Annotated in this window: 14 protein-coding genes and 2 pseudogenes; 9 read left to right on the top strand and 7 right to left on the bottom strand. The window is 71.7% G+C overall.

Annotation, left to right across the window (positions count from 1 at the left end):
- Positions 1-4: 4 nt before the first annotated feature.
- From ABZ848_RS35215 to ABZ848_RS35200, 4 genes are all read right to left on the bottom strand, one after another.
- Positions 5-1,216 carry an NAD(P)/FAD-dependent oxidoreductase gene (locus ABZ848_RS35215; RefSeq protein ID WP_360838541.1) on the bottom strand — a complete coding sequence of 404 codons (1,212 nt, stop codon included), beginning with the start codon at positions 1,214-1,216 and terminating at the stop codon, positions 5-7.
- Between the two features lie 112 nt (positions 1,217-1,328).
- Complete coding sequence (locus ABZ848_RS35210) at positions 1,329-2,168, bottom strand: CoA ester lyase (protein ID WP_360838540.1); 840 nt, start codon at positions 2,166-2,168, stop codon at positions 1,329-1,331.
- Between the two features lies 1 nt (position 2,169).
- Positions 2,170-2,583, bottom strand: coding sequence for a nuclear transport factor 2 family protein (locus ABZ848_RS35205; protein WP_360838538.1), 414 nt, complete (start codon positions 2,581-2,583; stop codon positions 2,170-2,172).
- Positions 2,580-3,614, bottom strand: coding sequence for an NADP-dependent oxidoreductase (locus ABZ848_RS35200; protein WP_360838537.1), 1,035 nt, complete (start codon positions 3,612-3,614; stop codon positions 2,580-2,582). Before ABZ848_RS35200 ends, ABZ848_RS35205 begins: the two co-directional genes overlap by 4 nt.
- Before the next feature lie 142 nt (positions 3,615-3,756).
- On the opposite strand from ABZ848_RS35200, the gene ABZ848_RS35195 reads away from it, so the two are divergent.
- Together ABZ848_RS35195 and ABZ848_RS35190 are read left to right on the top strand one after the other, a co-directional pair.
- Positions 3,757-5,022, top strand: a complete 1,266-nt coding sequence (locus ABZ848_RS35195; RefSeq protein ID WP_360838535.1) for an MFS transporter — start codon at positions 3,757-3,759, stop codon at positions 5,020-5,022.
- A 65-nt stretch (positions 5,023-5,087) separates the two neighbouring features.
- Positions 5,088-5,855, top strand: coding sequence for an SDR family NAD(P)-dependent oxidoreductase (locus tag ABZ848_RS35190; RefSeq protein ID WP_360838534.1), 768 nt, complete (start codon positions 5,088-5,090; stop codon positions 5,853-5,855).
- Positions 5,856-5,886: 31 nt separating this feature from the next.
- On the opposite strand, the gene ABZ848_RS35185 is transcribed toward ABZ848_RS35190, so the two are convergent.
- Together ABZ848_RS35185 and ABZ848_RS35180 are read right to left on the bottom strand one after the other, a co-directional pair.
- On the bottom strand, positions 5,887-6,780 hold the full coding sequence (locus tag ABZ848_RS35185; RefSeq protein WP_360838719.1) for a PDR/VanB family oxidoreductase: 894 nt from the start codon (positions 6,778-6,780) through the stop codon (positions 5,887-5,889).
- 60 nt (positions 6,781-6,840) lie between these two features.
- The gene (locus ABZ848_RS35180; protein WP_360838533.1) at positions 6,841-8,025 is read right to left on the bottom strand and encodes a cytochrome P450; all 1,185 of its coding nucleotides are present in this window, start codon (positions 8,023-8,025) and stop codon (positions 6,841-6,843) included.
- 484 nt (positions 8,026-8,509) lie between these two features.
- On the opposite strand from ABZ848_RS35180, the pseudogene ABZ848_RS35175 reads away from it, so the two are divergent.
- The 3 genes and pseudogenes from ABZ848_RS35175 to ABZ848_RS35165 form a co-directional block, all read left to right on the top strand.
- A pseudogene (locus ABZ848_RS35175) lies at positions 8,510-8,860 on the top strand (NAD(P)-dependent oxidoreductase); the annotation flags it as partial.
- Positions 8,861-8,948: 88 nt separating this feature from the next.
- Positions 8,949-9,164, top strand: a complete 216-nt coding sequence (locus tag ABZ848_RS35170; protein ID WP_360838532.1) for a hypothetical protein — start codon at positions 8,949-8,951, stop codon at positions 9,162-9,164.
- 22 nt (positions 9,165-9,186) lie between these two features.
- Positions 9,187-10,611, top strand: coding sequence for a VOC family protein (locus ABZ848_RS35165; RefSeq protein ID WP_360838530.1), 1,425 nt, complete (start codon positions 9,187-9,189; stop codon positions 10,609-10,611).
- A gap of 8 nt (positions 10,612-10,619) precedes the next feature.
- On the opposite strand, the gene ABZ848_RS35160 is transcribed toward ABZ848_RS35165, so the two are convergent.
- A complete protein-coding gene (locus ABZ848_RS35160; protein ID WP_360838529.1) occupies positions 10,620-11,039 on the bottom strand; it encodes a LysR substrate-binding domain-containing protein in 420 nt (139 codons plus the stop codon).
- A 529-nt stretch (positions 11,040-11,568) separates the two neighbouring features.
- Between ABZ848_RS35160 and ABZ848_RS35155 the strand changes: the two genes are divergently transcribed.
- The 4 genes and pseudogenes from ABZ848_RS35155 to ABZ848_RS35140 all read left to right on the top strand — a co-directional run bounded on the left by ABZ848_RS35155 (position 11,569) and on the right by ABZ848_RS35140 (position 16,421).
- Positions 11,569-12,660: an aromatic acid exporter family protein gene (locus tag ABZ848_RS35155; RefSeq protein WP_360838527.1), complete on the top strand. Its 1,092-nt coding sequence runs from the start codon at positions 11,569-11,571 to the stop codon at positions 12,658-12,660.
- A 499-nt stretch (positions 12,661-13,159) separates the two neighbouring features.
- A complete protein-coding gene (locus ABZ848_RS35150) occupies positions 13,160-13,618 on the top strand; it encodes an SRPBCC family protein (protein ID WP_360838525.1) in 459 nt (152 codons plus the stop codon).
- A 115-nt stretch (positions 13,619-13,733) separates the two neighbouring features.
- Positions 13,734-14,282: pseudogene (locus tag ABZ848_RS35145) on the top strand (isochorismatase family cysteine hydrolase); the annotation flags it as partial.
- A 240-nt stretch (positions 14,283-14,522) separates the two neighbouring features.
- Complete coding sequence (locus tag ABZ848_RS35140) at positions 14,523-16,421, top strand: TerD family protein (protein ID WP_360838522.1); 1,899 nt, start codon at positions 14,523-14,525, stop codon at positions 16,419-16,421.
- Positions 16,422-16,548 lie beyond the last annotated feature (127 nt).

The following is a 16,548-nucleotide window of genomic DNA, read 5'->3' as shown; positions in this document are numbered from 1 at the left end:
GTCCTCACTTGTCGCTGGACACGAGGGAAGCGCCGCCGAGCAGCGACGGCGTCCGGTAGGGCTGGCTGACGCGGAGCGCCTCGCGGGCGAGCCCGGGATCGGCCGCGGCCGTCCGGAGCGCCGCCAGGGTGCGGTCGAGTTCGGTCCGGTCGGTGGAGTTGAAGACGAGGGTCTTGAAGGCGCTGGCCCGCGGCGAGCCGTAGGTGAGGAAGGCGTCGCGCCGCTGGGTGGCGTACGCGTCGAGCACTCCGTCGTCGGCCGTCCCCGCCAGCACCGCGGCGAGCGCCTCGGACAGCACGTAGGAGTCGAAGAGCCCGCCGGTCAGGCCCAGGCCGCCGATCGGGTTGGTGACATGGGCGGCGTCGCCGGTCAGCAGCAGGCGGCCCGCGCGGAAGCTGCGCGCGGCGCGCTGGTGCATCGTGTACGGCGAGAACTGCGTCAGCTCGTACGACGCCCCCGCCGGGAGCAGCTCGGCGTAGAAGGCCGCGATGCGCGAGGCGACGGTCTCCGGGGGCAGGGCGCTGTCCTCGTGGTAGGTGACGCGCCACAGGTCGGAGTCGTCGATGCGGGCGATGATGCCGCCCATCACGGGGTGGACGACCATGGTGGAGTCGGCGTAGCCGAGGCTCGCGAAGTCGTAGCGGACGTTGGTCGCGATGAACCGCTCGGGCCAGGTCGTGCCCTCGAAGCCGAGGCCGGCGGCGGTGCGCAGCGCGCTGGAGGCGCCGTCGGTCGCGATGACGTAGTCGGCGCGGTAGTCGCGCAAGCGGCCCTGGACGAACGCCGAGACCGAGATCCCGTGCTCGTCCTGGCTGAAGTCGGCGGCCACGGCACCGAACACGACCCGAGCGTCCGGGTGCCCGCCCAGGTGGTCGAGGGCGATGTCCGCCAGGCGGTCCTGGCCCAGGTGGATGTTGTGGCTGTAGGGCTCGTGCCCGTCGAGCACCCCGAGGTCGAAGCGGACGGCGTCCCGGTTCTCGTGGTCCAGGAACGCCAGCTCGGTCCCCCGCACCCCGGTCCGCTCGACGTCGTCGAGGATGCCGAGTTCGGCGAGTCCGGGCAGCACTCCGTTGTGGTAGACCATGGCGCGCGGTGAGCGGACGATGCCCTGCTCGCGCTCCAGCACTGTGACGGCCACCCCGCGGCGGGCCAGTCCGAGTGCCGTGACGAGTCCCACGGGGCCGGCTCCTACGACGATCACGTGCGGCTGCTGCACGGCCGCCACCTCCTTGTGTTGTGCGCCGCTCCTGAGCGGTCCAGGGGCAGCGCGCGGCTCGGGGAAAAACTGCCTGCCGGACCGGGCGCGTCCGCCCCACTGGCGGAATCGGTCAACTGGCTGGCGGAAAGCGACGCCCTACGGGGCGGTGCGCCCGGTCGAGCAGTCGGCGGGCCCGCTCCACGACCGGCCTGTCGATCATGCGCCCGTCCAGCACGGCCACGGAGCCCTCCCCGGCCGCCGCCACGATCTCCTTCGCACGGCGCAGCTCCTCGTCGGAGGGCGCGAACTCGGCGTGCACGACGGCCACTTGACGGGGGTGGACGCACAGCTTGCCGGAGAAGCCGAGCGTGGCGGCGTGCCGGGTGTCGGCGCGCAGCGCCCGTTCGTCGTCGAGTGCGGTGGTCACCCCGTCGAGCGGCGGGGCGGTACCGGCCGCCGCGGACGCCAGGACGAGCAGCGAGCGGGCCGTGGCCAGGGCCGCCCGGTCGTCGGGGTCGACGCCGAGCCCGGCACCGAGGTCGACGCTGCCGAAGGCCGCGCGGACCACACCGGGTGCCGCGCAGATGGAGCGCGCCTCCAGGACCCCGGCCGCGGTCTCGATCAGCGGTACGACGGCCGAGCCGGCCGGCAGATCCGCCAGCAGCCGGCCGACCTGGTCCGGGTCGGCCGCCTTGGGCAGCATCACCGGGCACGGGCGCCCGCTCAGCGCGGCGACGTCGGCGTCGTACCACTCGGTGCCCGGCGCGTTGACGCGTACGACACCGCGTCCGCCGTCGGCGAGCCAGGCGCGGACGTGCTCACGGGCCGCGTCCTTGAGTTCCGGTCCGACGGCGTCCTCCAGGTCCAGGACGATCCCGTCGGCGCCGCTGCCGGCCGCCTTGGCGAACCGGTCGGGTCGATGCCCCGGCACGAACAGCAGCGTGCGTGCCGGGGCGAGGTCGTCGCCCATGTCAGGCCGGGGGCGCGACGGTGGCGAGCAGCCCGGCCATGTACGGGGTGTCCATGTACTCGCGCTGCGTCCTGATGCGGCCGTCGACCACCTCGTACACGTTCGCGTAGCGGTTGTCGTACGGGGTGCCGTCGTGGAAGGAGCCGTGGCCCGTCGCCTCGACGAAGACCCAGTCGCCCTCGGCGATGATGTGGGTGATCTCCAGCGTCGGACCGCCCTCGGCGAACAGGGCGATCATGCCGGGCACCATCTTCAGGGCGCCTTCCCGGTCCAGCGGGACGCCGCCGCCGGGCAGGTCACGGCCCTGGACGGTGTAGCTGAGATCCGGTGCCAGCAGCTCGGCCCAGCGGTCCCAGTCCTGGCGGTTGACCGCGTCCAGGAACTCGCGCACGGTGGCCTTCGGGTCGGTGCTCATGTCTCGTCTCCTTCATGGTCGGCTCGGACGATCTTGCGGCCGGCCGTGTCGCCGGTGAACAGGGCCGCGAAGGCGTTGGGCAGGCGTTCGAAGCCGTGCTCCACATCCTCGCGATACGTCAGTGCGCCGGCCGTCACCCAGTCGGTGAGCCGGCGCAACGCGTCGGGGAACTCGGGCGCGTGGTCGTGGACGAACAGGCCGCGCATGGTCAGCCGGTGGGTGACGAACCGGTTGGTGTTGCGGATGCCGGGGACGTCCGCGGGCGGGAGTCCGTAGTCGGCGATCTGGCCGCACACCACGATGCGGCCATGGGGGCGCATCCGGGGCAGCAGGTCGCTGATCATCTGGTTGACGACGTTGTCGAAGAGCACGTCGACGCCGTCCGGCGCCACTTCACGGACGGCCGCGGCGAGATCCTTCTGCGTGCGGTAGTTGAGCGCGGCGGCCAGACCGAGGTCGTCCCGCAGACGGCGGCACTTCTCGTCGCTGCCCGCGGTGCCGATCACCCGGCAGCCGCGGATCGCGGCGAGCTGCGCGGCGATCGAACCGACGCCGCCCGCGGCCGAGGTGACCAGCACGGTCTCCCCCGGCTGCGGGTCGCCGAGCTCCAGCCCGAAGTACGCGCTCAGGCCCGGCACCCCCAGCACGCCCAGGGCCGTGGACGGCGACAGCGGGCCGGCGGGCACCTTGCGGGCCTGGCCCGCGTCGACCACGCCGTACTCCTGCCACTTCAGCATCGCGGTCACCCACTCGCCCGGCGCGAAGTCCGGGTGGCGGGACTCGATCACCACGCCGACGTCGAAGTAGCCGACCAGCCCGCCGATGGGGATGGGTTCGAACTCGTCGTCGGTGACTCCGGGCGGGGTCTCGGCGAGTGCGGGGCGCAGTCCGGGGTCGACCCCGAAGTACACGTTGCGGACCAGGAGTTGGCCGTCGCCCGGGCTCGGCACGGGGCCTGCCTCGATCCGGAAGTCGTCCGGCTCGGGCACGCCCGTCGGCCGAGCGGCGAGGACGAAACGTCTGTTGCGCACTCGTACCGTCCTTGTTCGTTGACCGACCATCGGTTCGCTGAATGTACACACGGGCATTACCCGCGTCCAGCATTCAGACAGGTATTGTTCGCTGAACGCCCGGATGTACGCTGAACGCCTACGAGGACGAGGGAAGGACGCCATGGCCCGTCAGACCCCGGTCCACCCGGCCTCGGACGCGCCCGCTCGGGGCAACCGCTGGATCGCTCTCACCACGGGGACGCTCGCGATGACCGCGGGGTGCACGTTCCAGTACGGCGCCGTCTACCTGATCCCCGCCCTCCGCGCCGAGGGCATGACCCTGACCGAAGCCGGCACGCTGACCGCCGCGCCCACCGCCGGTCTGCTGCTCACCCTGGTCGCGTGGGGCGCGGCGGCCGACCGCTGGAGCGAGCGCTGGATCATCGCGACCGGCCTCGGCCTGGCCGGGACCCTGCTGGCCCTCGCCACCCAGGCGCACGGCACGGTCCCGCTGGGCCTGTGCCTGCTGCTGGCCGGCGCCGCGGGCGCGGCGGTGCACTCCGCCAGCGGGCGGCTGGTCCTGGGCTGGTTCGCCCCCGGCCGGCGCGGCATCGCCATGGGGCTGCGGCAGACCGCCCAGCCGGTCGGCGTCGCGGTGGGCGCGCTGGCCCTGCCGCCGCTGGCCGACGCGGGCCGCTCCCGGGCGCTGCTCTTCCTCTCCGTGTGCTGTCTGGCCGGCGCCGCGCTGGTCGCAGTCGCGGCACGCGACCCTCGGCGTACGGCGGCCGGCGCGGCACGCCGGCCGGGGTCGCCGTACCGGACCCCGACGTTGTGGCGGGTGCACGCCTCCAGTGCGCTGCTGATCGTTCCGCAGTTCACGGTCTCCGCCTTCTCGGTGGTCTTCCTGGTCGACGTCCACGGCTGGCAGGCCGCCGCCGCGGGGCGGGCCGTGGCCGCCGGGCAGCTCGGCGGGGCGGTCCTGCGGCTGGTGGCGGGCTGGTGGTCGGACCGGGCGGGCAGCCGGATGCGGCCGATGCGCGCGCTGACCGTGGCCATCGCGCTCGCCCTCGCCGCGCTGGCCGTCTGCGCCGCCGCCCGGAGCGGTACGGCCGTCGTCGTCGTAGTGGTGGCCGCGGTGGTCTCCGTCAGTACCAACGGACTGGCCTACACGACGGTCGCCGAGTACGCGGGGAGCGGTTGGGCGGGCAAGGCCCTGGGCATCCAGAACACCGCCCAGCACGTGGTGGCGACCGCCACCCCGCCGCTCATGGCGACGCTCATCTCGGCCACCGGCTACCCGGCCGCCTTCACCGTGGCCGCCGGGTCTTCCCTGGTCGCCGTCGCCACGATCCCGGTCCGCGGGGAACACCGCATCGACGACTCACCGCCGGCTCCCGGGGCAGTGGCGTCCGAGCAGGGGCGAGGGGTCGTGCCCACGAGCAAGTGAACGCGGCCGCAGGCGGTTTCAGACGGTTCAATTCCGAACAGTGCGACAGTGCGTATGGAGGAGTCATGGCGGGACAGCTGGACGGCAAGGTGCTGGTGGTGACCGGTGCCGGTCAGGGGCAGGGTCTTGAGGAGGCGCGGCAGCTGACCGCCGACGGCGCCACCGTGGTGGGCGTCGACGTGAAGACGACCCCGGAACTGGCCGATTCGGTCGCGCTCGCGTACGAGCTCGACGTCACGGACCCCAAGGGGTGGGCGGAGCTCGCCTCGACGCTGGAGGAGCGGTTCGGCCGTGTCGACGGGCTCGTCAACAACGCGGCGACCGCCGCTCGGGCTCCGCTGCTGGAGGTGTCGCCGGACGACTGGAACCGCACGCTGGCGGTCAACCTCACCGGCCCGCTGCTGGGCATGCAGGCGCTGGTGCCGCTGATGCGCGACGGCGGCTCGGTCGTCAACATCAGCTCGGTGGCGGGACTCACCGGCCACCGCCCCACCGCCTACACGGCGTCCAAGTGGGGGCTGCGCGGCCTCTCCCAGCTGGCCGCCAACGAGCTCGGCCATCGCGGCATCCGGGTCAACACCGTCCTCCCCGGCTACATCGACACGCCGCTCGTACGCCAGAACCCCGAGTCCTTCCGGACCACCTCGCTCCAGCTGATCCCGCTCGGCAGGGTCGGGGAGGTCACCGACGTGGCGCCACTGGTGGCGTTCCTGCTCAGCGACGCCGCAAGCTGGATCACCGGTGCGGAGATCGTCGTGGACGGCGGGCAGCTGTCCCATGGGGGCACACGGCTGTTGTCCGGGCCGTTCCCCGACCGCGACCAGGCTCGGTGAGACCGCGAGCGCCGATGAGGACGGCCGGCGTTCACAGGTCCAGGCGCAGGACCGGACCGTGCGACCGGGAGACGCAGATCATCATCACCTCGCCGGCCTGTCTCTCCTCATCGGTGAGGACCACGTCACGGTGGTCCGCCTCCCCTTCCAGGACGGCCGTCTCGCACGACCCGCAGGTGCCTTCCTCGCACGAGGAGAGCACCTCGATGCCGACCGATCTGGCGGCCTCCAGGATCGAGCGGCCGCGGGGGACGGTCACCGACCGGCCCGACCGTGCGAACACCACGTCGAACTCGGCCGGGCCCCGCTCGTCGCCGCCGACCGGTGCCACGGGTGCGAACCGCTCGGCGTGCAGGGAGCCCACGGGCCAGGCGCGGCACCGCTCCTCGACCGCGGAGAGGAGCGGTGCCGGACCGCAGCAGTACACGCGATGGCCCGGGACGGGGTCCGCGAGCACGGCGTCGAGGTCGATGAGCCCGCGTTCGTCCTGCGGCACCAGCTCCACCCGGTCGCCGTACCGCTCCAGTTCCCGGGTGAAGGCCATGCCCGCCCGCGTCCGGCCGCCGTAGACCAGTGTCCACTCCGCTCCGCTCTTCTCGGCCGCGCGGATCATGGGCAGGAGCGGGGTGATCCCGATGCCGCCCGCCACGAACCGGTAGCCGTCCGCCCGCACCAGCGGGAAGTGGTTGCGCGGGCCGCGGACCGGGATCCGCGAGCCGACGCCGACGCGCTCGTGCAGGAAGCGGGAACCACCGCGGCCCTCGTCCTCCCGCAGCACGGCGATCCGCCATGCGCCCGAATCGTCCGGGTCACCGCAGAGCGAGTACTGGCGGACCATGCCGTCGTCCAGCACCAGGTCGATGTGGGCGCCGGCCTCCCAGCGGGGCAGCGGGCCGTCGGACGCGGTGAGTGTGAAGGTCTTCACCCCGTCCGCCGCCGTCCCGACGGCGGAGACGGTCAGCTCGGTCTCGTACACGTACTGCTCCTACTCGGGGAACGTGAACTTCAGCGGCAGCGACGCGAAGCCGCTGGCCAGGTTCGCCTTGGTGCCTTCCACGGGTTCGCCGTCGAGTTCGATCGACGCGGTGCGGGCGAGGACCGCCTCCAGGGCCACGTGCAGTTCCATCCGGGCGACCGGCGCGCCGACGCACTGGTGGACGCCGAACCCGAAGGCCAGGTGCCGGTTCGGAGTGCGGTCGAGGACGCACGTCCCGGCGTCGGGGAAGACGGTCTCGTCGCGGTTGGCCGACGCGTAGTTGAGGGCGACCACGCTGTCCGCCGGTATGGTCCGCTCCCCCACGGTCACGTCCTTCGTGGTGCGGCGGGCCAGGTGGTGCAACGGCGTGTTCAGGCGCAGGAACTCCTCGACGGCGACCGGGATCAACGACGGTTCGGCGCGCAGCCGTTCCTGGTCCTCGGGGTGGGTGGCCAGGTGGTGCAGGGAGGTCGTGATGGCGGTCGTCGTGGTCTCGCCGCCGGCCGCGAACAGCATCACACCGATCGCCACGCAGCTCTCGTACGGGATGGGTTCACCGCCGATCTCGGCGGCCAGGACGCCGCTCATCAGGTCGGTGCGCGGATCGCGGGGGTGGGCCTTGCGGTCGTCCACCAGGGCGGCGACCTCGTCCGTCCACAGATGCGTCAGGAGCTTGCTCGTGGCCTCCGCGTCGCCCGCCAGCTCGAAGATCCGCCGGTGCTTCTCCAGGAACATGAGGTAGGTGTCGTCCGGCATGCCGAGCAGAGCGGCCAGGGTGCGCTCCGGGACCGGCTTGGCCAGCGTGATGGCGTCACCGCGCCCGCCGGACAGCAGTTCACCGAGGTGTTCGTCGACGTAGCCCCGCACCTTCTCCTCCAGCGGTGCCAGGAAGTCGGGGCGGAAGTACGTGTTGAGCAGCGTGCGGACCGCCGTGTGCTCGGGCGGGTTCAGGGTGATCGGGATCGCGCTGGTGAAGTCGGGGAACTCGACGAACGGCTGTCCGCTGCGGAAGGACTTCCAGTCCCTGGCCGCCTTCGACACGTCGGCGTGCCTCATCAGACTCCAGAAGCCGCCGTGCTTGTCGCTGTAGGCCACCGGGCACTGCCGGCGCAGGTTCTCGTAGTCGGTGTACGGGGCCGGGTGGGAGCGAGGCTCCCAGTCGGATCGCGGCTCTGTCTCCGTTGTGTCCGTCACGGTGTGCCCTCTTCCTTCGTCATTGAAGTTTCGCTGAGCGCCCATCTGTTCGTAGACAGTACAAGCGGGGCGACACCCGGTCCAGAGCAAGCATCAGCAGAACTCGTGCTCACCACGGCAGCCGGAGTCCTCGCCCGCTTTCCACCCCGTGGTCGGCTCGGAAACATGGCGCCCACGGCAGCAGTGCGACTACAGGGCGAGGAGAGCGATCCGTGTCCGACGACACCTTTGACCTCTTGGGTCGTGTGCGTGAGCGACCGCAAGTCCGGGATGCGCGGAGTCCTGGTCATCGACAACACCGCGCGCGGCATGGGCAAGGGCGGCACCCGGATGAGCCCGACGCCCACCGTCCGGGAAGTCGCAAGGAGAACATCCTCAGGGCCTTCGCCCGCGCGCTGCGCGACGAGGTCCCCGAGCAGTACGTCGTCGGTCTCGACATGGGCGGACTGCCGTACGCTACGGCGTCGCCGAGGCCGCGGACACCGCCGCCCAGGCGATCGGACTCCCGATCACCGGTGCCACCGTGGTCATCCAGGGCTTCGGTGCCGTCGGTCGGGCGACAGCTCAACGACTGGTTGGCCTGGGCGCGGTCGTCACCGCTGTCTCGACCGCCCGCGGCGCCGCGATCGACCCCCACGGCCTCGACATCGCACGGCTCGTCGAGCTGCGCGAGCGGACGAGCGACGACTGCGTCCGCGAGTACGGCGGTGCAGTCGACGCCGACGAAGCGCTCAGGACACCCGCGCAGATCCTCATCCCGGCCGCCCGCCAGGATGTCATCGACAAGGATCTCGCCGCACGGACCACGGCGAGACTGATCGTCGAGGGCGCCAGCCTTCCGACCACCCCGGCCGCCCGCGAGGTCCTCCACGAGCGCGGCGTCGTGGTCGTGCCCAGACTCCATCGCCAACGCCGGCGGCATCGTGGCCACGGCGCACTCGACGGACGCGCGGTACTCGCCGTTCCCGATGGATCCCGCCGACGTGTTCCCGATGATCTCGGCCAGGATGCGGGCGAACGCCCGGACGGTCGTCGAGACGAGCGGCAGGCTCGGAGTCACACCCCACGCCGCCGCCCAGCGGCTCGCCGAGGACCGGGCGCGTGACGCGATACGTCTGCGCGGCCGGATCCCGGCATGACCAGCGAGAGGAGCACCCCCCGATGCACACCGTCACGAACACGGTCGGCGCCACGGAGCTGCGCGCCAGGTTCGCCGCCCGTCTCTCCGACCTGTACGGCACCGAAGTCCCCGCGTACACCACGCTCGTCGAGGCCTCGGCCGAGGTCAACAGGCGTGTCCTGGAGCGGGAAGGGGTCGATGCCGAACGTCTAGGCAGCATCACCCGGGTCACCGCCGAGCGGCACGGTGCCATCCGGGTCGGCACCCCTGCCGAGCTGGCCCAAGTGGCCCGTGTCTTCGCCGCGCTGGGCATGTACCCGTGCGGCTTCTACGACTTGCGCGACGCGCACCCTCGGCCAATCCCCGTCGTCTCGACCGCCTTCCGTCCTCTCCAGCGCGACGAACTGGCCGCCAACCCGTTCCGTGTGTTCACCTCGATGCTCGTCCCCGAGGACCGACGCTTCTTCGACGAGGACCTGGAGCGCCGGCTCAAGGCGTTCCTCGACGCCCGCCGGCTGTTCCCCGAAGAGCTGTTGACCCTCGCGGACCGAGCCGTCGCGTACGGCGCGCTCGGCGCGGAGGACGCCGAACGCTTCCTGGCTCTGGCGGCCGCGTCGTTCGCGCTCTCGCCGGAGCCGGTCGACCGGGCCTGGTACGCCGAGCTCGCGGAGATCTCCGACGTGGCCGCCGACATCGGCGGCGTGACCAGCACGCACATCAACCACCTCACCCCGCGGGTCCTGGACATCGACGACCTGTACGTCTCCATGCAGGCGCGCGGGATCGAGATGATCGACCAGATCCAGGGCCCGCCGCGCTGGGACGGACCGGACGTCCTGCTCCGTCAGACGTCCTTCCGGGCGCTGGCCGAGCCGCGCCGCTTCCGCGAGCCGGACGGCAGCATCGGCGAGGGAGAGCTCCGGGTCCGCTTCGGTGAGGTCGAGGCCCGCGGGATCGCCCTCACCCCACGGGGGCGCGACCTCTACGAACAGTCGGTCGCCGAGGTCGACCGACGGCTCCGGGAGGCAGCCGGGGCGACGACGAGGCAGGAGATCGCCGTGCGGGTCTGGCAGGAGCGGATCCCGGCCACCGAGCGCGAACTCGCCCGGCGGCGACTGGCGTACTTCACGTATCGAGTCGTCGACGCCGACCGGGCCCGCGGCGCCGAGCCGAACCTGCACGCGTTGACCGAGGCCGGCGCGATCGCCGCCGAGCCGATCGTCTACGAGGATTTCCTCCCCCGATCCGCGGCCGGGATCTTCGCCTCCAACCTGTCCGGAGCGGGCAGCGTGGCCGCCGACCAGGGCGGTGCCGAGCGGGACATCTCCTGGATGTCAGGGGTGATCGGCAGCCGGGTCGCCGTCCCAGAGGAGGTGTACGCCGCAGAGTCGGCGGCGTCGATCGCCGAGGTGGGGAGGAGTCTCGATCTCGATCTCGGTCTCGATCTCGGTCTCGATCTCTCTTGAGCTCGCCTTCAGGCCAAGGCCGTGGTGATCCGGCGCGCCGTCTCGACGAACGCGTTCACCGGTACGGGGCGGTCCCCGCCGGGCACGACCAGGACCACGTCGCGCGTCATCGGATCGGCCATCGGGCGTACACACAGGTCGAGACCGGGGCTCAGCCGGCGCATCAGCGGAGTGATGACCGTGGCACCGAGTCCGGCGGCGGCCAGGTGGAGAGACGCCGCGGTGTCGGTGACCTCGTGGACCACACGGGACTCGATGCCGCGGCGCCTGAGACCGAGCGAGATGGCGCGCCCGTAGTGGCTGGAGGCGGGCGGCAGGATCCAGGGAAGTCCGTTCAGCTCGGCCGACTCGAAGGACGGACGCGCCACACTGCCGGGGCCGTTCGTCGCGACCGAGAAGGTCTCACGCTGGAGTTCGATGATCGTCACGTCGTGATGGCGCGCGTGCGGGCAGAGTCCAGGGCGAGCCGATGCCGTACGTCTTCCCGTCCCGGATGATGCTCGCCAGGGGAGCCCGCGTCCCGCCTCCCGAGAAGGCGCCGATCTCTTCCACGGGATGGCTTCAGCTGCAGCGCGAACTCCCGCTGACGCACATACGAGGCATCCGCTCCACGGCCCACGAGGAGCCGCCTCACCGCTCGCCCCTCCCCCGAGCTGTCGGACAAAAGCTCCCCTCGACAACAAGCTTGCCCGTCAAGAACCCCAGCTCAGACCGCCGTCCTTATGCCACGCGTCCCGCCGGGCGCCCATGCTCCGCCCTCCTTCGGGAGGGCGTTTCTGCTCTCAGACCAGCTTTCCTCAGGGACGACACGGCACGCCGGTCCGCAGGGAAAGCCGCCTGGGCGCGTCGTCGTCGGTGGGTGAGGGGCGGCCCTCGTGTGGCACTTGCTGGGGCATGGAGTGGATGTGTAGGGCGACACGGGCTGTTCGGCGTCGTATCCGGGCTGCCGTTTCCGCCATGCGGCGAGTGGGGGCAGGGCCCGGGCCCGAGCGGGATCTCGTGGTGCAGGCCGGGAAAGCGGCGCTTGCCGCCTGGGTGGCGTGGGCTCTTGCCGGCTGGTGGCTCGACGCTCCGATGGCGTTCGTGGCGCCGTGGGTCGCGGTCGTGCTGGTCGAGTCGACGGTCTATCGGTCACTCGCGCACGGCCTGCAGCAGCTCGCGGCGATCACCGTGGGCACGGTCGTCGCGACCCTCGTGGCGCTGCTGCTCGACAGCACCATGGTCACGATGGCCCTCGTCCTCCCGGCGGTACTTCTTCTCGGCAACTGGCGGCGGCTGGGCAGCCAGGGCGTCTACGCCGCCACCGGCGCCCTGTTCGTTCTGACCGGCGGCCCCGTGACCGTCACCTCCTCCGCGGCCCGCATCGCGGAGGCGGGCTTCGGCGCGGTGGTCGGCGTCGTGCTCAACGCGCTGATCCGGCCACCCGTGTATCTGCGCGACGCCCGTTCCGCGTTGCAATACGCGGCCCAAGAAGCGCAGGAACTCCTCGACGCGGTGGCCGACGGTCTGGCCGTCGGTGAGTGGAGCGGCGAGGCGGCCCGCGAGTGGCACGAACGGGCCCTGCGGCTGAGCCACCTCGTCGACCGGGCCCCTTCCGCGATCGGCTGGAGCCGCGAAAGCATGCGCGTCAACCCACGCAGGCCCCGCGAGCGGACTCCTCCCTCACGCAGCGAGGCGTACGACGACGTCTTGGCCGTACTCGACTACGTCACCGTCCACACGGCAGGCGTGACCCGGACCGTGTGGGAGACCACCAGCAGCGGGAAGGGTGCCAGGCCCCCTGCCGAGATCACCCGTGCCTACGCGGACTTCCTGCACCACACCTCGCATGCCATACGGCTGTACGGCCGGGCACGGCTCGCCCCGGGCGGGCGCGACGGCCGTGCCGAGGAGCAGGTGCGTGAAGCGGCCGAGGAGCTGCACCGTACTCTCGACGCGTTTCGTCGGCGGCTGCCGGACGCCATACATGACGACCCGGACGCGCTGGTGACCTATGGGACGTTGCTGGCCCAGGCACATCGCCTGACCGAACAGCTCGTCCACGACTGACGGACGCTGCGACTGAACAGCCGACCTTGGGTACTCGGCAGGCGCGAGCTGAGCCGGAGCTACGGGTTGAGTCCCCTGTCATGGACAGGGGCAGGAACAGGGTCCGGCTCACGCCTCGCGAGCGACTTATCCTCGCGGACATCGAGAGGGCGCTTCGGCGCGACCGTCGGCTGACGCGCCGTATGCGCGGCGGGTGGCAGCGCCGTTCCTTCTGGCTGCCGCTCGCCGTGGCGCTGTTCGGCGGGGCGCCGAACGACCGGCAGCCTCAGGCTCGCGCCCGGTCACGCGGACAGGAGGCGGCGCCGGACCTCCCCAGGCGCTGCGCCGCCTCCCTGCCGGCCGCTCCCGTCTACCCGCGTCGGCCCGACCTAGACATCGGCGGCTGTTTCGCCCACTTCGAGGTGGCCCTCGTGGATCCGGGTACTCGACCCACCGTCCGTGATCGGAGGACGGGCGCGGCCTCGCCCCGGGCCCGTCGACATCCTGGGAAGGCGTATCCATGAGCACAGTGAAGGAAGCGGTCGAGGTCGCCGTGCCGGTCCGTACCGCGTACAACCAGTGGACTCAGTTCGCGGAGTTCCCGCAGTTCATGGAGGGCGTCGAAGAGGTGACGCAGCTCGACGACACTCACAACCACTGGACCACCAAGATCGGCGGGGTGCGACGGGAGTTCGACACCGAGATCGTGGACCAGCTGGCGGACGAGCGGATCGCCTGGCGCACGATCGGCGGCGACACCAAGCAGATGGGCATGGTGCGCTTCCAGAGCCTCGACGACACGCACACGCGCGTGGAACTCGTCATGGACGTCGATTCGAGCGGCGCGGCGGAGAAGGCCGCGGATGTGCTCGGGATGATGGACCGGCGAGTCAAGGGCGACATGCGGCGCTTCAAGGATTTCATCGAGGCGCGCGGCGGAGAGTCCGGTTCGTGGCGCGGCCGCGTCACACCCGGCTGAGGCTGCTCGCCCCCTGGCTGAGGCTGCTCGCCCCCTGACTGAGCCTGCCCTCACTCCCGGCTGAGGCTGCTCGTCACCCCCGGCGGCAGCCGACCGCACGAACCACGGGTCCTCCATGTCCGCACCAGCAAGCAGCGACGGCACCGCGCTCATCGTGATCGACATGATCAACACGTACGACCACGAGGACGCGGAGCTGCTCCTCCCCGCCGCCGAACGCGCCGTGCCGGTCCTGGCCAAGCTGATCGGCCGGGCCCGTGCCGCGCGCGTGCCGGTGATCTACGTCAACGACAACTTCGGGCTGTGGCGCTCCCACCACGGCGAACTCGTCGAGACCGCGCTCTCCCGGCCGCACGCCGACCTGGTCGAGCCGATCCGGCCGGACGACGACTCCCTGTTCGTCGTGAAGACCCGGCACTCGATCTTCTACGACACGCCCTTGTCGTATCTCCTGTGGCAACTGGGCGTCGACACCCTGGTGTTGACCGGCCAGGTCACCGAGCAGTGCATCCTGTACTCCGCCCTCGACGCCCACATCCGCCATCTGCACGTCACGCTGCCGAAGGACGCGGTCGCCGCCATCCACCCGCACCTTGAGACCGCCGCGCTGGAAATGATGGAACGCAACATGGGCGCCCGGATCGTCCTGGCGGAGGACGTCGACTTCCAGAACAAGTCCGACTTCCAGAACAAGTCCGACTTCCAGAACAAGTCCGGCTTCCGGAACAAGGCCGGCTTCCAGGACGGGTCCGACTTCCAGGCCAAGGTCGGCTTCCGGCACACTCGGTGACCGAAATACGTCGGCGCCCCCGGCCTGGGAACCCGTTGCCCGGGCAAGCCGTCGACTGGGGCAAATCGGCATACAGGTTGAAGGAGGGACGGATATCGGATCATCCTTTCCGCCATGACTCTCGCCTCCGCCTCCTTCGACGTGCCCACCACGGGCGACTACGCCCACGACTGGGCCCTGGTCGACGTGGAGACATCGGGACTCGTCGCCCGGCGGGATCGCGTGCTGTCCGTCGCGGTGATCACGATCGGCCCGGACGGCGAACAGACCGGGGAGTTCTCGACGCTGCTCGATCCGGGGTGCGACCCGGGTCCGGTCGAGGTGCACGGGCTCACCGTCGAGCGGTTACGGGGCGCACCGACGTTCGACCAGGTCGCCGGGCGGATCGGGGCGATGCTCAAAGACCGCGTCCTGGTCGCCCACAACGCCCAGTTCGACTACGACTTCCTGGCCCACGAGTTCGCCCGCGCGCGCATGTGGCTGCCGGTGTCGCGGCGGCTGTGCACCCTGGCACTGAACCGCCAGGTGGATCCGCCGACGGCCGACATGAAGCTCGGCACCCTCGCCGCCCACTACGGGATCCCCCAGCGGCGCGCTCACGACGCCCTGGACGACACCCGGGTACTGGCCGGGATCCTGCGGGCGTCACTGCGCGAGGCGGCGCGGCTCGATCTGCCCCTGCCGCTCGTGACCTGCCCGCCCCGCGCGGAATCGCAGTTCACGCCGAAGCCGCCGAAGACTCCCTGCGCCTACCGCAATCCAGGACGGCTGACCCCCGGCGGGCCGCTCCGGCAGGGCATGAAGGTCGCGATCACCGGCGAGACCGACCATGCCCGGGCCGAGCTGATCGGGCGGGCGGTCGCCGCCGGGCTGAACATGATGACCTCCGTGAGCCGCCACACCAGCCTGTTGGTCACCAACGAACCGGCGTCCGACTCGGCGAAGGCCCGACGCGCACTCGCCGAGGGCGTACCGGTCGTCGACGAGCCCACCTTCCTGCGGCTGCTGGCCGACGTACGGCCGGGGACGGAGCACGAGACGACGGCCGTGACTGTCGCCCCGGTGGCCGAACCGGCGGTCGCGCAAAGGGAGTTGGTGCCCGCTCCGACCACCGCGGCCCCCGCCCCGGAACCAGCGGCCCGAGCGACGGCCGCGCCCCGCGGGCCGGTTCCCGCTCCGCGCCGACAGGCGCCCGCCGTCGGCACCCTGCACGGGCCACTGGCGGGGCATCGCGTGCTCGTGCTCGGCGGTCTCCACGCCGATGCCGCGGCGGCCCGTACCCGCGTCGTCGAGCTGGGCGGGTCCGCGGCGATCAACCTGTCCGCGAGCGTCACGGACGTCGTACTCCTGGAGGGCGGGCAGGGCGACCGGCGCATGAGCCGCATCACCGCCCTCGGACTCTCCGTGCACGACCGCCACTGGCTCACCGCGCCGGCCCCCACCGCCCCGCCCGACACGGCACCCCGGCCCCAGGCGCCGCACGTCCTGCCGAGAGGCGGTGTCATCGACCTGCCCGTGCCCCACGGCGGACCGGCGCCGGAGTGGTATGTCACCGCCGGCTGGGCCCCGCGGTCCGGTTACGAGATCGACGTCGTCGCCTTCCTGCTCGACGAGGACGAACAGGTCACCTTCGACGAGGACTTCGTCTTCTACGGGGCTCCGGAGAGCCCGGCCGGGACGGTACGGCTGCTGACCGGCGGCCCGGCCGAACAGACCGTCGCCCTCGACCTGGCCGCCCTGCCGCCCGCCACACGCAAGGTCGTCGTCGCCGCGGCGATCGACGGCACAGCCACCTTCGGGACGGCCGGCGCCATCCAGATCGGCGCGGCCCCCGGCAGCAACGGCGCCCCTTTCGCCCGGGCCACTTTGGACGCCGCCACCACCGAACGCACCATGCTCCTCGCGGAGATCTACCGCAGAGGCCCGCTCTGGCGCCTGCGCGCCGTCGGCCAGGGTTACGACCACGGCCTCGACGCCCTCGCCCGCGGATACGGCGTCGACATCGCCGACTGAACGGCACCGGCGGGCCGAGCGGCAAGGCAAGGACAGCGATGCCCCGGTCAGCCGCGTCGTCGCACGCCATAAACCCGGCGACACAAAGCCCGGCGCCATAAACCCGGCGACACAAAACCCGGCGACG

The sequence above is a fragment of the Streptomyces sp. NPDC047081 genome, assembly GCF_040643775.1.
Classification (GTDB): domain Bacteria; phylum Actinomycetota; class Actinomycetes; order Streptomycetales; family Streptomycetaceae; genus Streptomyces.
This window is presented reverse-complemented; position numbering and strand designations above follow the sequence as displayed.

Bases quoted from the DNA above. Each gene is read 5' to 3' on its own strand.
- ABZ848_RS35210 (WP_360838540.1), bottom strand. From the start codon at position 2,168: ATGGGCGACGACCTCGCCCCGGCACGCACGCTGCTGTTCGTGCCGGGG.
- ABZ848_RS35205 (WP_360838538.1), bottom strand. From the start codon at position 2,583: ATGAGCACCGACCCGAAGGCCACCGTGCGCGAGTTCCTGGACGCGGTC.
- ABZ848_RS35195 (WP_360838535.1), top strand. From the start codon at position 3,757: ATGGCCCGTCAGACCCCGGTCCACCCGGCCTCGGACGCGCCCGCTCGG.
- ABZ848_RS35190 (WP_360838534.1), top strand. From the start codon at position 5,088: ATGGCGGGACAGCTGGACGGCAAGGTGCTGGTGGTGACCGGTGCCGGT.
- ABZ848_RS35165 (WP_360838530.1), top strand. From the start codon at position 9,187: ATGCACACCGTCACGAACACGGTCGGCGCCACGGAGCTGCGCGCCAGG.
- ABZ848_RS35155 (WP_360838527.1), top strand. From the start codon at position 11,569: ATGCGGCGAGTGGGGGCAGGGCCCGGGCCCGAGCGGGATCTCGTGGTG.
- ABZ848_RS35150 (WP_360838525.1), top strand. From the start codon at position 13,160: ATGAGCACAGTGAAGGAAGCGGTCGAGGTCGCCGTGCCGGTCCGTACC.
- ABZ848_RS35140 (WP_360838522.1), top strand. From the start codon at position 14,523: ATGACTCTCGCCTCCGCCTCCTTCGACGTGCCCACCACGGGCGACTAC.